Source organism: Bradyrhizobium macuxiense, assembly GCF_007993935.1.
Lineage (GTDB): Bacteria > Pseudomonadota > Alphaproteobacteria > Rhizobiales > Xanthobacteraceae > Bradyrhizobium > Bradyrhizobium macuxiense_A.
Genome location: NZ_VITY01000003.1, coordinates 602,464 through 616,340 on the forward strand (window position 1 = coordinate 602,464; position 13,877 = coordinate 616,340).

Genomic DNA, 13,877 nt, shown 5'->3' on the forward strand with positions numbered 1-13,877 from the left:
GGTGTAACCCATGGCAAGTGACATTCTGATTGTCGACGACGAAGCTGACATTCGTGACCTCGTCGCGGGTATCCTGGACGATGAGGGGTTCTCCACGCGCACCGCGCGCGACAGCGATTCGGCGCTGGCCGAAATCGCGAACCGCCGCCCGAACCTGATCTTCCTCGACATCTGGCTGCAGGGCTCCAAGCTCGACGGCCTGCAACTGCTCGAGCAGATCAAGAAGGACAATGCCGATCTGCCGGTCGTGATGATCTCCGGCCACGGCAACATCGAGACCGCGGTCGCCGCGATCAAGCGCGGCGCCTACGACTTCATCGAGAAGCCGTTCAAGTCGGATCGGCTGATCCTGGTCGCGACCCGCGCGCTCGAGACCTCGCGGCTGAAGCGCGAGGTGAAGGAGCTCAAGCAACTGGCGCCTGCGGCGAGCGTGCTGACCGGCCGCTCGGCCTGCATGAACCAGCTGCGCCAGACCATCGACCGCGCCGCCAAGGCCAACAGCCGTATCCTGATCGTCGGTCCCTCCGGTGCCGGCAAGGAGCTCGCCGCACGCACGCTGCACCATGCGTCGGGTCGCGCTGAAGGGCCGTTCGTGGTGATCAATGCGGCCGCGATCACCCCGGAGCGCATGGAGATCGAGCTGTTCGGGATCGAAGGATCGAACGGCGAACAGCAGCGCAAGGCCGGCGCGCTCGAGGAAGCGCATGGCGGTACGCTGTTCATCGACGAGATCGCGGACATGCCGCGCGAGACCCAGAACAAGATCCTGCGCGTGCTGGTCGATCAGACCTTCCAGCGCCAGGGCGGTACCAGCAAGGTGCATGTCGACGTCCGCATCATCTCCTCGACCGCACGCAATCTCGAGGAGGAGATCGCCGGCGGCCGTTTCCGCGAGGACCTCTATCACCGCCTCTCGGTGGTGCCGATCCGGGTGCCGCCGCTGTCGGAGCGCCGCGAGGACATTCCCGAGTTGATCGACTATTTCATGGACCAGATCTCGGCGGCCACCGGCCTGCCGAAGCGGCAGATCGGACAGGACGCGATGGCCGTGCTGCAGTCCCATGTCTGGCCGGGCAACGTCCGCCAGCTGCGCAACAACGTCGAGCGGGTGATGATCCTGGCCGGCGGCGGCCCGGAGGCGATCATCACCGCCGACATGCTGCCGCAGGACGTCGGCTCGATGGTGCCGGCGATGCCGACCTCCAACAATGGCGAGCACATCATGGGCCTGCCGCTGCGCGAGGCGCGCGAGGTGTTCGAGCGCGACTATCTCATCGCCCAGATCAGCCGCTTCTCCGGCAATATCTCGCGCACCGCGGAGTTCGTCGGCATGGAGCGCTCGGCGCTGCATCGCAAGCTGAAGGCGCTCGGGGTCGGTTGACCCCGCGCTCTGCATCGGCAACCGCTGGCGACTTGGAGCGCACGCGACTTGGCGTTAAGCCTCGGCGATCACCCGCCGGGGTGGCAGGACCAGGTCAGGGCCGGTGGGCCGGCGAGCGAGGCGAGGGTGGGGCCGGTACAACCGGGGGATTTATCCACTCTCCACGAGAATATTCGTCTCTTTCCTCGCCCTTTCTTAGAATTGCCACCGTGTTCCTACCGACTGCACCGCGAACCGGCTTGCCTAAAAACCGCGCGTGGCCTCTAATCCTACCGCTACGCCTGCCAGAGGGGGATCTCAGGGCAGGTGGGCAGCCGGAGGAGGCTCCGTCAGAGAGCCGCAACCGGTTCAATAAAAAGAAGCACAAGCTTGCGGGACAAAAACAATGGCGGCAGACCGCGCACAAAATCTACAAGACACCTTCCTTAATCACGTTCGTAAAACCAAGACGCCACTGACGATATTTCTGGTCAACGGAGTAAAGCTGCAGGGCATTGTCACATGGTTCGACAATTTCTGTTTGCTGCTGCGGCGCGACGGTCACTCGCAGCTTGTCTACAAGCACGCGATCTCGACCATCATGCCCGGAGCCCCGATTCAGCTGTTCGAAGGTGGTGAGGACGCACCGGCTTGAGAGTGAACTGATTGGAACCCTTCAATCGTGAAGGGGGCGCCGACCGGACCAAGTCTAGGCCCGGGTCGGCGGGGAACGGCAGCAGCGGGCGGGTGATCGTCATCGGCCCGTACCTGCGCGTGCGCCGTGGCGACGGCGACGCGCAAACGGAGTCCTCTGTCCGCGACTACGAAGCGCGGATCGAGGAGGCCGCCGGCCTTGCTGGAGCGATCGACCTCACCGTGGTGGAATCCGTCATCGCGCCGATCAGCCAGATTCGGCCCGCGACCTATCTCGGCAAGGGTAAGGTCGAGGAGATCAACGGCCTCGTCGCCAGCAACCATGTCGAGCTCGTGGTGATGGATTGCGCGTTGTCGCCGATCCAGCAGCGCAACCTCGAGAAGGCCTGGAGCACCAAGGTGCTCGACCGCACCGGTTTGATCCTGGAGATCTTCGGCCGCCGCGCCAAGACCAAGGAAGGTGCGCTGCAGGTCGAGCTCGCCCATCTCAACTACCAGCGCAGCCGACTGGTGCGGTCCTGGACCCATCTCGAGCGTCAGCGCGGCGGCTTCGGCTTCATGGGCGGCCCCGGCGAAACCCAGATCGAGGCCGACCGCCGCTTGATCTCAGAGCGCATCACCAAACTCGAGGGCGAATTGAAGAAGGTGCAGGCGACGCGGCGGCTGCATCGCGCCGGCCGCCAGCGGGTGCCGTACCGTGTGGTGGCGCTGGTCGGCTACACCAACGCCGGCAAGTCGACCCTGTTCAACCGCCTGACGCGCGCCGATGTGCAGGCCGCCGACATGCTGTTTGCGACGCTCGACCCGACGCTCCGCGCGCTCAACCTGCCGCATGGCGGCAAGGCGATGCTGTCGGACACGGTCGGTTTCATCTCCAACCTGCCGACCCAGTTGGTGGCCGCCTTCCGTGCCACGCTGGAGGAGGTGCTGGAAGCCGACATCATCCTGCACGTCCGCGACATCTCGCATGAGGATGCCGAGGCGCAGGAGCGCGACGTCGAGGGCGTGCTGCGCCAGCTCGGCATCGATCCCGACGCCGACGGCGGCCAGCGCATCATCGAGGTCTGGAACAAGATCGACCGCTTCGATCCCGAGGAGCGGGACAATCTACGCAACATCGCTGCGCGCCGGCCGCCGGAGCGGCCATGCTTCCTGGTCTCGGCCGTATCTGGCGAGGGGATCGACGCGCTGCTGTCAGCGATCGAGGATCGCCTGGCAGCCAAGCGCATGACGCTGCAGCTGTCGATCGACGCCTCCGACGGCGCCGGCATCAGCTGGCTGCACCGCAACGCCGAGGTCCTGAACAAGGAGCTGCATGGCGAGCGCTTCGACATGACGGTGCGGGTCGACGAGACCAAGCGCGACATCGTGGTGAGCCGGTTCGCGGCGGTGCCCCTCGAGGCGTAAGCCTCCAGCACTGCGCGCCGCAATCCGCCGAAATATGACGGAGCGGTGACGCGGGCCTCACTCGACCGCGCCTGCGGCGTGGCGCCGCACTTTCTGTTTGAAATCTCCGTCGCCTTGGTTCATTGCGCTGCAGAACGCAAAGGCGAGGGCGATCGATGCAAGACTCCGAAACCATGACCAAAGAGACGCTCAGCCTGAACGGGGACCTTGCCCATGTGCGGGCACCCGAGATCGTCGATGCCTTGAACGCCCGGGAGCCGGCGGATGCTGCAAGACTGCTGCAATCGCTGCCGGCGGAGAAGGCGATCGAGGTGCTCGACCTGCCCGGGCTCGACAACACCTGCGAGATCCTGGCCGAGCTGCCGCAGGACACCGCGGTGTCGCTGCTCTCAGGCGTCTCCGACGACCGCGCCGCCGACATCGTCAAGGAACTGGTCGAGCCTCTGCGCACCACGCTGCTGAACGGGCTCAATCCGGAGACCCGCAGCGTCATCTCGGGGCTGCTGGCCTATCCCGAGCGCAGCGCCGGCAGCATCATGACGACCGAATTCGTCAGCGTGCCCTCGAATTGGACCATCGCCGAAGTCCTGCATCACATCCGGATGGTGGAGCGCACCCGCGAGACCGTGTACTCGATCTTCGTGATCGATCCGGTCAAGAAGACCCTGATCCAGGCCGTGCCGCTGCGCCGCCTGATCTCGGCCGATCCGCACGCCAACGTGCTCACGGCCGCTCCGGCGCGAAAGCCGCTGATGATCGCCCCGGAAGCGGACCGCATGGAGGCGGCGCGGCTGATCTCGCGCTACGATCTGCTCGCAGTCGCGGTCGTCGACGGCCCTGGCCACATCCTCGGCATCGTCACGGTCGACGACGTCATCGACGCCATCGTCGAGGAATCGACCGAGGACGCCCAGAAGTTCGGCGGCATGGAAGCGATCGACGAGCCATACTTGCGGATCGGTTTCGGCGAGATGATCAAGAAGCGCGCCGGCTGGCTGTGCGCGTTGTTCCTGTCGGAAATGCTGACCGCGACCGCGATGCAGTCGTACCAGAGCGAGCTCGAGAAAGCGATCGTGCTGACGCTGTTCATCCCGCTGATCATGAGCTCCGGCGGTAACTCCGGCTCGCAGGCGACGTCGCTGCTGATCCGCTCGCTGGCGCTGCACGAGGTGCGGCTGCGCGACTGGTGGCGCGTCGCCGTGCGCGAACTGCCGACCGGCATCGTGCTCGGCGCCATCCTCGGCCTGATCGGCATTATCAGGATCACGCTCTGGCAGACGCTCGGCCTGTTCGACTACGGCCCGCATTGGGTGCTGGTGGCCGCGACCGTCGGCGCTGCGCTGGTCGGCATCGTCACCTTCGGCTCGCTGTGCGGCTCGATGCTGCCGTTCATCCTCAAGCGCATCGGCTTCGATCCAGCCAGCGCGTCCGCGCCATTCGTCGCAACGCTGGTCGACGTGACCGGCCTCGTGATCTATTTCGGCGTTGCCGCCGTGATCTTGCGCGGGACGCTGTTGTGAGGTGAGGGGGACGCGGGCCGCGCCCACACACTCAACGTCGTCCCTGCGAAAGCAGGGACCCATAACCACCGGCCAACGTTGCTGAGCACGGTCGAAGTTCCGAATTGCGACCGCGCCCGTTGATCACTCGCGTGGTACTGATACCGTCACTCTATCGATAGATCACGCGGTATGGGTCCCTGCTTTCGCAGGGACGACAGCGTCTTTTGCCGTCTTCGCCTCGTTCCACAACGCATCCATCTCCTCGAGCGATGCCCCCTCCAGCGAGCGGCCCTTCGCCGCCAGCGCCTTCTCGATATAGGCGAACCTCCGCTCGAACTTGGCGTTGGTCGCACGCAGCGCGGTTTCCGGATCGGCGTCGACGTGGCGGGCGAGGTTGACCAACGCGAACATCAGGTCGCCGGTCTCTTCCGCGATCTCCTGCTTGTCGTTGCGGTCGAGCGCGGCCTCGATCTCGTCGGCCTCTTCGCGGATCTTGGCGAGCACCGCACGCGGGTCGTTCCAGTCGAAGCCGACGGTCGACGCCTTGCGCTGCAATTCCATCGCCCGCGTCAGGGCAGGCAGGCCCGCCTTTACGCTTGCGAGCAAGGATTTGTGCGCGGTGTCCTCCGGCGGCCGGCGCGCCGCGCGCTCGGCCTTCTCCTCGGCCTTGATGCGCTCCCAGGCGCTCTTGACACCGGCCGGCTGGATGTTGCCGTCCTTGTCGGCAAAGACATGTGGATGACGGCGGATCATCTTCCTCGTGATCGCCTCGACCACGTCGCCGAACGCGAACGCGTTCTGCTCCTCTGCCATGCGGGCGTGATAGACCACCTGCAGCAGCAGATCGCCGAGCTCCTCGCGCAGATCGTCGAGATCGCCGCGCGTGATCGCATCCGCGACCTCATAGGCCTCCTCGATCGTGTAGGGCGCAATCGTCTCGAAGTTCTGAATGAGATCCCACGGGCACCCGGTCACCGGCGTGCGCAGCGCGGCCATGATCTCGATCAGGCGGGAAACGTCGCGGGAAGGGGTCATGGGACACCGGACTGTGAAGGGTAGACGCGTTATGCCAAATCGGCCCAGCCGATCCCAGAAGAACGCGCCGGAATCAGGGCGCTGTCCACCGATTGGCCTCGGGCGTCGTCAGATGCTAAATCGCGTTCCATGACCGATCAGAACACCTCCGACACCGCGCTGGTGCTGTTTTCCGGCGGCCAGGATTCCACCACCTGCCTGGCCTGGGCCTTGTCGCGGTTTGCGCGCGTCGAGATGCTCGGCTTTTCCTACGGCCAGCGCCACGCCGTCGAACTCGATTGCCGCGACCGGCTGCTGGCCGGGATCAAGCAGATGCGGCCCGATTGGGCGGCGAAGCTCGGCGACAGCCACACGCTTGCGATCCCGACGCTGTCTGAGATCTCGGACACCGCGCTGACCCGCGACGTCGCCATCGAAATGGGCGCGGACGGCTTGCCCAACACCTTCGTGCCCGGCCGCAACCTCGTGTTCCTCACCTTCGCCGCGGCGCTGGCCTACCGGCGCGGCATCCGCCACATCATCGGCGGGATGTGCGAGACCGACTATTCCGGCTACCCGGATTGCCGCGACGAGACCATCAAGGCCTTGCAGTCCGCGCTCAACCTCGGCATGGCCAAGGATTTCGAGCTGCACACCCCGCTGATGTGGCTCGACAAGGCCGCGACCTGGCGGCTCGCGCACGAGCTTGGCGGGGCAGGGCTGGTCGATCTGATCCGCGAGCACTCGCACACCTGCTATCTCGGCGAACGCGGCGCGCAGCACGATTGGGGCTATGGCTGCGGCGAATGCCCGGCCTGTAGCCTGCGCGCCAAGGGCTGGCGGGAATATGTCGCGCAGGGCGGTGACGACAATCATTGAGTTGCCCGACGGCGCAAGCTACCGCGACGATCGCATCCAATGCCACGTCGCTGGGGCACTCTGCAAAAATACCGGAAAACAACCCCATGCAAAGGAGTCGTCGGTCGCCGGGGTTCGACACGGCCCTCTTGACACGTCGGGCAAATCAGCCGTATTTTTCCATTATTCCGAAATCGCGCGACTGTGTCCCCAACTACGGCTGTCATCGCCCGGCTCGACCGGGCGATCCAATACGCCGCGGCCTCTCGGCTCAAACGCTGCTGCCTCTGGAATACTGGATCACCCGCTTTCGCTTTCGCGGGTGATGACACCAACGTCCCGTCATCGCGAGGAGCGAAGCGACGAAGCGATCCATCGTCCCACATCTGCTGAGCGATGGATTGCTTCGCTTCGCTCGCAATGACGGTGAAAGTAGGAGTCCGCCGCTACTCGAAATCCGCCGCCGTCAGTATGATCGGTTGGCCGTGCGGGGTGCGGTCGGCGGCGTGATCCCAGGCGTCGCGATAGCGATGCAGCGTCTCGTGCGTCGTAACGCCCTTGGCGGCCACGAGGTGTTCGAGCGTCGCCAGCCAATGCTGGTAATAAGTCTCGCCGGTGTCGGGATCGCCGGCCGCCTGCGCGCGCTTGATCTGGTCGGCAAGTGCAGCCGCCCATTCGGGCCAGGTGAACACGCCACGGTCATGCAGCGTCAACGCCATCGCGAACGCCTGCGCTTCCCAAGGCGCACGGAACACCGGACCGTCCTGGTCGCGGGGAATGCTGGACACGGCGCTGGTGGCGCGCGCGGCGGCGCCGGCATCCATCACACCGCCTCCAGATACGGCTCGAACGCGTCGATCGAGACCTTGATGGTCGGATCGGAGTCGGGTCCCCACAATTGGCGTCCGTCGAACACGACGGTGTACAGCCATTGCGGGTGCTCGCCGGCGTCGTTCGCCGCGGTATCGGGGAAAACATGACAGCCATGATCGCGCTCGACCACGCCGACATGACCACGCACGTAGCGCGGCAGCCGCGTGTGCGTGGCCGGATGGATGTTCTTCGCCCGCACCCGATCGCCGGCCTTGAATTTCGCAGCCGCCGGCGCGGTGCGGCCGAACTTGCCGCGCACCATGATGCGCTCGACATCGGCGGTCGAGAATTTGCCGTGCTTGAGCGCTTTCGCCGGCGCGACGGAATGTCCGGCGGCGACGTCGTCCTTGGAGATATAGCCCTTGTCGAGCAACAGCGCTTCGAGCCCGAGCAGCCATTTCCGGTAATAGGAGCTCGACAGATAGACCTGCGGGGGCAGGGTCTCGCGATAGAAGCGCGAGGCATCGATGTTGAAGGCACCGGCCGCGCCCATCGCGCGAACCATGGCGAGAACCCGCGATTCCCATTCCTGATGGAACATCGGCTCGTTCGGCTCGGGCTCGACCTTGCCGAACCCGTCCATGCCGCCCATGTCGTGGACGCCGTTCATGACGGCGCTCCCGGGGTTTTCGGGAAGCCGGTGCCGATCATGGAATCGCGCGTCACGAGCTCGGCGAGCTGTTCCTCGCTCCAGCCCTCGGTGCCTGCGGGCCGCATCGGCAACACCAGGAAGCGCGTCTCCGCCGTCGAATCCCAGACCCGGATTTCCGTCTCCTTCGGCAGGCTGACGCCGAAATCGGCGAGCACGCTGCGCGGGTCCTTGACCGCGCGCGAGCGGTACGGCGAGGCCTTGTACCAGACCGGCGGCAGGCCGAGCATTTCCCAGGGGTAACAGGAGCACAATGTGCAGACGACCATGTTGTGACGGCCAGGCGTGTTCTCGATCGCGACCAGATGGTCGCCCACGCGGCTGACATGGCCGAGGGTGCCGACTGCCTTGCTGGCGTCCTCGAGCAGCGCCTGCTTGAAGGCGGGATCGCTCCAGGCCTTGGCGACGACCCGGGCGCCGTTATGCGGGCCGATCTTGGTCTCATAGGCCTGCACGATGGCGTCGAGCGCGGCGGGCTCGACATAGCCTTTCTCGGTCAGGATCGATTCCAGCGCGCGGACGCGCAGTTCGGTCTCCGACAGTTCGGAATGGTCGTGATCGTGGTGGTGGTGATCATGTTCGCTCATGCCTGCAGAATAGGCGAAACCGCCGTGTTATGTCGAGGCAAGCCGTACACAACAATGCGAGCTGGGAGGTATGCGTGGTTGACTATGTGACGATCGAGAAAGGCCTTGGGCCGGAGGGACGCATCGCCGTGGTACGGTTCGACCGCGGCGATGGTATCAACGCGCTGTCGCCGGAGGCGCTGCGGCAGCTGACGGATGCGGCGCGCGGCTTCGAGGACGACGCCGAGACCTCGGTGGTGGTGCTGACCGGCGGCGCCAAATCATTCAGCGCCGGCTTCGACCTGAAGGATGCCGAAGGGCGTTCGCGCGCGACCATGGACATCGGCACGCTGCGCCGGCACCTGAAGCTCGGGCCGCGGCTGACGCGCGCCTGGCAGGAGATGGAGCAGGTCACGATCGGCGCCATCGAGGGGTTCTGCGTCGGCGGCGGCGTTGCGCTCGCGGTCGCGCTGGATTTCCGCGTGATGGCGCGCGATGCCCACTTGCGGGTGCCGGAGATTGCGCTCGGCATGAACATGAGCTGGCAGAGCGTGCCGCGCATGCTGCATTTGATGGGCCCGGCGCGCACCAAGCAGGCCGTGATCCTGGCCGACGACCGGATCTCGGCCGACGAGGCCTATCAATGGGGCCTGGTGGAGCAGGTGGCTGATCCCGGCAAGTCGTACGAGGCCGCGATGGCGCTCGCGGTCAAGGTCGCCGCCCAGCCGCCGATCTCGGTCGCGATGACCAAGCTGACGGTCAACCGCCTGGCGCATGCGCTCGACGACCTCGCCAGCCACATGGATCTCGACCAGTTCGCGCTGGCGAGCCTGACCGACGATCACAAGGAAGGCGTCGCGGCGTTCCTCGGACGGCGCAAGCCGCGCTTCAGGGGGCGCTGACGCGGATTATGGCCGTGAGGGGTAGCCCATCCATACATCCAAATAGCCACCCGCCGCTCCTTGCTTTCGTGGCTTCCCGATCGCTTAATCGACGAAATCTGCACGAACGGCGCTGTCGTTCGTCGGAGGCCATTGACTTGCGCGTGAGCGCGCTCTCGCGATCGGAATGCAGGTATGACGTCTGACTGCCGCCCCGAGCCCGACTTTTGCCAAGCTTCCGTCGCGGGCAGAGACGATCGCGACGGCGCATTGGGTGCGGGCCGGGGAACAGCGTCGCGCGGCCTGAGCTCCTTCGATGAAATCGTCGAGCTGAGACCCGGGATGATCGTGCCAGTTCTTGAGAATGACGGCTTAGAGGTCCTGGCATTCGCGCTCGATGCGGAACTGGACATCATTGGCGTCATGGATGTCGGCCTGAACGAGGACGAACGCCGGCGCGCCGAGCGGGTGAGGCTGGAGCGGGACCGCCGCCGCTTTGTTGTTGGACGCGGCCAGTTGCGCCGGATCCTCGCTTCCAAACTGGGAATTTCGCCGTCCGACGTCGAACTGGACTACGGACCGCTCGGCAAACCCTATTTGTCGCACCGCATGCCCGCGCGCGATCTGCACTTCAGCTTCTCCCGATCCGGCGATGTGGCGGTCGTCGCCCTCTCGACGGGGCAAGAGGTCGGCGTGGACATCGAGGCGGTCCTTCCCGTGCCCGAAGCGGACGAGATCGCAGCGCTCTGTTTTTCCGCCTCCGAGGGCGGGTCCTACGCCACCCTTGGCGCGGAAGACCGCCTGGAAGGGTTCTTCCGGCGCTGGACGGAGTTGGAGGCTGTCTCCAAGGCCTTGGGGTGCGGCCTGGGACAGTCCATGTTCTGGAATGAAAGGGACTGGGTTGTCCGGAGGTTCATACCTCGAAGTGGGTATATCGGGAGCGTGGTCATCCCGAACTGGCATTCGCGCGATGTCACTACGCATTGAACGAGCAGGCTCATCGAAGTCCATTAGACTGCACGGGGGCTCATTCGCGCCGCGCTTCGCTCCCGCACATGGCGGTCGCAGACGAGAACACGGGCCAGCCCCATGTCAGCGCAGTTGATACAGTTTTCCGAGCTCCTCGCAGCCCTCGCGGTCAGGGACATCAGGCTCTGGGTGGAGGGCGACCGGCTGCGGTGCAACGCGCCGGCTGGCGCACTCACGTCGGAGCTTCGCGACCAGCTGCAGGACCGGAAAAGCGAAATCATCGCGTTTCTGAACAGGGCCACGGCGGCCACGCGTCAGCCTGCAATTATACCCCTGCAGTCCGGCGGAACACGTCCGCCGATTTACGCCGTTCCCGGGCATGTCGGGGCGCCGTTCACATTCTCTGACCTGTCGAAGCACCTGGGCGGCGATCAGCCATTCTACGCACTGCAGCCGACCGGCTACGATGGGCAGAGCGAGCCGATGGACCGCGTCGAAGATATCGCCGAGTATTTCGCCCGTCAGATCGTCGAGCATCAGCCCAGCGGTCCCTACATCATCGCCGGATATTGCTCCGGCGCTCCAACTGCTTTCGAACTCGCGAAAATCCTGGGACACCGCGGAGCGGAGGTCCCATGCATCGCGCTCTTTGGCCCTCTTCACCCGACCACCTATCAGGAACTGCCGCGTCTGCTTTATTTCTCCGCCAGGAACAGACGCGAAGCTATCCAGCGCGAGATGGCGAAGCGGCCGACATTCGGCGCTCGTCTGCAGTATTTCGGCAGCCGTCTCCAAGGCCTCGTGACCCTCGTCCGCAAGGGCAAGGAGCCGATCGCGACAGATCCGGTGCTGGCGAGCAGAGCCCGGCTCAAATCCACGGCGATCACCGCTTTTCGGCAGTACGTTCCCGGTCCGTATTCCGGGCGGGTTTGCATATTCCTTCCGAACAAGGCCTGGCTGCGATCGGGTGCGGGGCCGCGCCGATGGCTTCGTGCGGTGCCTCATGCCGAATTTTTTTTCGGGCCCGAGGGCTGTCACGCGGACTCCATGCTGGAAGAACCTGACGTGTCCGCGATCGCAGCGCTTTATCGCCAGGCAACCCGGGAGCCGACCGACTGACGCAATTTCACTGATTGCAATTTGATTATTGATTGCCTGATGGAGCGTAGTTCATGAATGAAGTCCTGCCCATTGTGGAGGAGGGCGTAGCGCTTCCCCTTCTGAACCGTGCCGATCATCAAGCACTGGTTGTCGCGTATAACGCCACGGCGGCAAGCTACCCGTCGGACCGGACGATCATCGATCTGTTTCGCGACCGGGTGACGCACAGCCCGGACGCCGAAGCGATCCGCTTCGGCGATGTCATGCTGACGTATCGGCAGCTTGACGGACGCTCCAATCAGATGGCCGCGCATTTGAGCGCGCTCGGCGTGGGGCCGGGTCGGATTGCCGTTGTGTTCATGGAGCACTCCATTGAGGTCGTCGTCGCGATCCTGGGCGTCCTGAAATCCGGCGCAGCCTATGTGCCGGTGGACGCGGCAACGCCGAAGGGGCGCATCGCAACGATCCTGACGGATATTTCCGACGGAACCGACGGGCGGTCGCCAGTCGTGATCACGCAGGCGCGCCTGGAATCCGTCATCTCGCCTGATCTTGCCGAGATTGTCGTGCTCGACGCCGATTTCGCTTCGATTGTGAGCCAACCGGACTCGGCGCGGCCGTCCGCTGCCACGCCGGACGCCACCGCCTATATCATCTTCACCTCTGGCTCGACTGGCACACCCAAGGGCGTCGAGATCGCGCACCGGAGCCTTGTGAATTACATCTGGTGGGCCGCCCAGGTCTACAGTTCCGGCGAACGTCTGGCCTGGCCTCTGTTCTCATCTCTGGCTTTCGACCTGACCGTCACGACGCTTTTCACGCCGCTCATCACCGGAGGCCGCATCGTGGTCTATCTTGGTGATCCCGGCGTGCAGAGCATGGTCGTGCTCAAGGTCATCGACGACAATGCCGTCGACATCATGAAGCTGACGCCGGCGCATCTGGCGATGGTTCGCGACCGCAATCTTGAAACCACACGCTTGCGGAAATTCATCGTGGGCGGCGAGGACTTCAAGACCGAGCTGGCGCGCGACATTACGAAAGCCATCCCGCATCCGGTCGAGATCTACAACGAATACGGACCGACCGAAGCCACGGTCGGCTGCATGATTCACCGTTTCGATATCGAACGGGATCAAGCGGGATCGGTCCCGATCGGCGTGCCGGCCGCCAATGCCGGAATCTACGTCCTCAGCGAAGAATATCAGCCGACCGGTCCCGGCATCATCGGTGAGATGTTCATTGCCGGCGACGGCCTCGCGAGGGGCTATTTCAATCGGCCTGACCTGACCGACGACCGTTTCCGCACGGCGATCGATCCCCGAGATGGGTTCACGAAGCTGCGGCTGTACAAGACGGGCGATCTTGCCCGCTGGAGTCGGGAAGGGCGCCTGGAATTTCTCGGCCGCGCAGATCATCAGGTAAAGGTCGGTGGTGCGCGTGTCGAACTCGGCGAGATCGAAGCACGGCTTCTCAAGCACCCGCAGGTGCAGGAATGCGCGGTCGCCGTCATCGAACCGTCCGCGGCCGGAGGCGGCATGGCTCGACTTGCGGCCTACTACGTCTCGCCAGACGCTCTGACCGTGGCGGACCTGCGCGCCCACCTGGCCGAAGAGCTGTCGGAGTCGATGATTCCGACGCACTATGTTCGCCTCGAGCGGATGCCGCTCACCGCCAACGGCAAGGTCGACCGCAGCTCGCTGCCCGAGCCGACGGCGGAGAACATCCGGTCAGCGCAGGAATTCACCGCTCCCGCGACGGAGACCGAAAAGACGCTGGCCGCGTTGTGGTGCGATCTACTGAAGGTCAAGTCGATCGGACGTCGCGACAACTTCTTCGAGCTGGGCGGCGAGTCGCTATTGGTGGTGCGGGCGGTGGCGCGGATGCGAAAGGTCTTCGGCGTCGACGTGCAGATTCGCAACCTGTTCGAGCGCCCGACACTGTCCGAATTGGCGGAGGTGATCGACGGGATGCGCTGGGTGGCTCATTCCGAAGCCGCTTCGGCATCGGAGGGACCGAGAGAGGAAATCGAACTGTAGCGTG

The 13,877-nt window shown here is 64.8% G+C and carries 13 protein-coding genes; 9 read left to right on the forward strand and 4 right to left on the reverse strand.

Features of this window, described 5'->3' with window-relative positions; genetic code table 11:
- The first annotated feature begins 10 nt into the window (after positions 1–10).
- The 4 genes from FBZ93_RS10795 to mgtE all read left to right on the forward strand — a co-directional run bounded on the left by FBZ93_RS10795 (position 11) and on the right by mgtE (position 4,941).
- Positions 11–1,381 (forward strand): sigma-54-dependent transcriptional regulator, encoded by a 1,371-nt coding sequence (locus tag FBZ93_RS10795; protein WP_050419702.1) that lies wholly within the window; start codon positions 11–13, stop codon positions 1,379–1,381.
- Between the two features lie 385 nt (positions 1,382–1,766).
- A complete protein-coding gene (gene hfq, locus FBZ93_RS10800; protein WP_006020546.1) occupies positions 1,767–2,015 on the forward strand; it encodes an RNA chaperone Hfq in 249 nt (82 codons plus the stop codon).
- 11 nt (positions 2,016–2,026) lie between these two features.
- On the forward strand, positions 2,027–3,421 hold the full coding sequence (gene hflX / locus FBZ93_RS10805; RefSeq protein WP_146985852.1) for a GTPase HflX: 1,395 nt from the start codon (positions 2,027–2,029) through the stop codon (positions 3,419–3,421).
- Positions 3,422–3,576: 155 nt separating this feature from the next.
- The gene (gene mgtE, locus FBZ93_RS10810) at positions 3,577–4,941 is read left to right on the forward strand and encodes a magnesium transporter (RefSeq protein WP_146985854.1); all 1,365 of its coding nucleotides are present in this window, start codon (positions 3,577–3,579) and stop codon (positions 4,939–4,941) included.
- A 162-nt stretch (positions 4,942–5,103) separates the two neighbouring features.
- On the opposite strand, the gene mazG is transcribed toward mgtE, so the two are convergent.
- Positions 5,104–5,958: a nucleoside triphosphate pyrophosphohydrolase gene (mazG, locus tag FBZ93_RS10815; RefSeq protein WP_146985856.1), complete on the reverse strand. Its 855-nt coding sequence runs from the start codon at positions 5,956–5,958 to the stop codon at positions 5,104–5,106.
- Positions 5,959–6,087: 129 nt separating this feature from the next.
- On the opposite strand from mazG, the gene queC reads away from it, so the two are divergent.
- Entirely contained in the window at positions 6,088–6,816 is a 729-nt protein-coding gene (queC, locus tag FBZ93_RS10820) for a 7-cyano-7-deazaguanine synthase QueC (protein WP_146985858.1), read from the forward strand.
- Positions 6,817–7,241: 425 nt separating this feature from the next.
- Here queC and FBZ93_RS10825 read toward each other — a convergent pair whose 3' ends face one another.
- The 3 genes from FBZ93_RS10825 to nthA are packed head-to-tail and all read right to left on the reverse strand — an operon-like array spanning position 7,242 to position 8,904.
- The gene (locus tag FBZ93_RS10825) at positions 7,242–7,619 is read right to left on the reverse strand and encodes a nitrile hydratase accessory protein (protein WP_167528990.1); all 378 of its coding nucleotides are present in this window, start codon (positions 7,617–7,619) and stop codon (positions 7,242–7,244) included.
- A complete protein-coding gene (gene nthB, locus FBZ93_RS10830; RefSeq protein WP_146985862.1) occupies positions 7,619–8,278 on the reverse strand; it encodes a nitrile hydratase subunit beta in 660 nt (219 codons plus the stop codon). Before nthB ends, FBZ93_RS10825 begins: the two co-directional genes overlap by 1 nt.
- Entirely contained in the window at positions 8,275–8,904 is a 630-nt protein-coding gene (gene nthA, locus FBZ93_RS10835; protein WP_146985863.1) for a nitrile hydratase subunit alpha, read from the reverse strand. Before nthA ends, nthB begins: the two co-directional genes overlap by 4 nt.
- Positions 8,905–8,978: 74 nt before the next feature.
- Between nthA and FBZ93_RS10840 the strand changes: the two genes are divergently transcribed.
- From FBZ93_RS10840 to FBZ93_RS10855, 4 genes are all read left to right on the forward strand, one after another.
- Positions 8,979–9,785 (forward strand): enoyl-CoA hydratase/isomerase family protein, encoded by an 807-nt coding sequence (locus tag FBZ93_RS10840; RefSeq protein WP_146985865.1) that lies wholly within the window; start codon positions 8,979–8,981, stop codon positions 9,783–9,785.
- Positions 9,786–9,959: 174 nt separating this feature from the next.
- Positions 9,960–10,751: a 4'-phosphopantetheinyl transferase family protein gene (locus tag FBZ93_RS10845; RefSeq protein WP_146985866.1), complete on the forward strand. Its 792-nt coding sequence runs from the start codon at positions 9,960–9,962 to the stop codon at positions 10,749–10,751.
- Positions 10,752–10,853: 102 nt separating this feature from the next.
- On the forward strand, positions 10,854–11,852 hold the full coding sequence (locus FBZ93_RS10850; protein ID WP_146985867.1) for a thioesterase domain-containing protein: 999 nt from the start codon (positions 10,854–10,856) through the stop codon (positions 11,850–11,852).
- A gap of 53 nt (positions 11,853–11,905) precedes the next feature.
- Positions 11,906–13,873, forward strand: a complete 1,968-nt coding sequence (locus FBZ93_RS10855) for a non-ribosomal peptide synthetase (protein WP_146985869.1) — start codon at positions 11,906–11,908, stop codon at positions 13,871–13,873.
- Positions 13,874–13,877 lie beyond the last annotated feature (4 nt).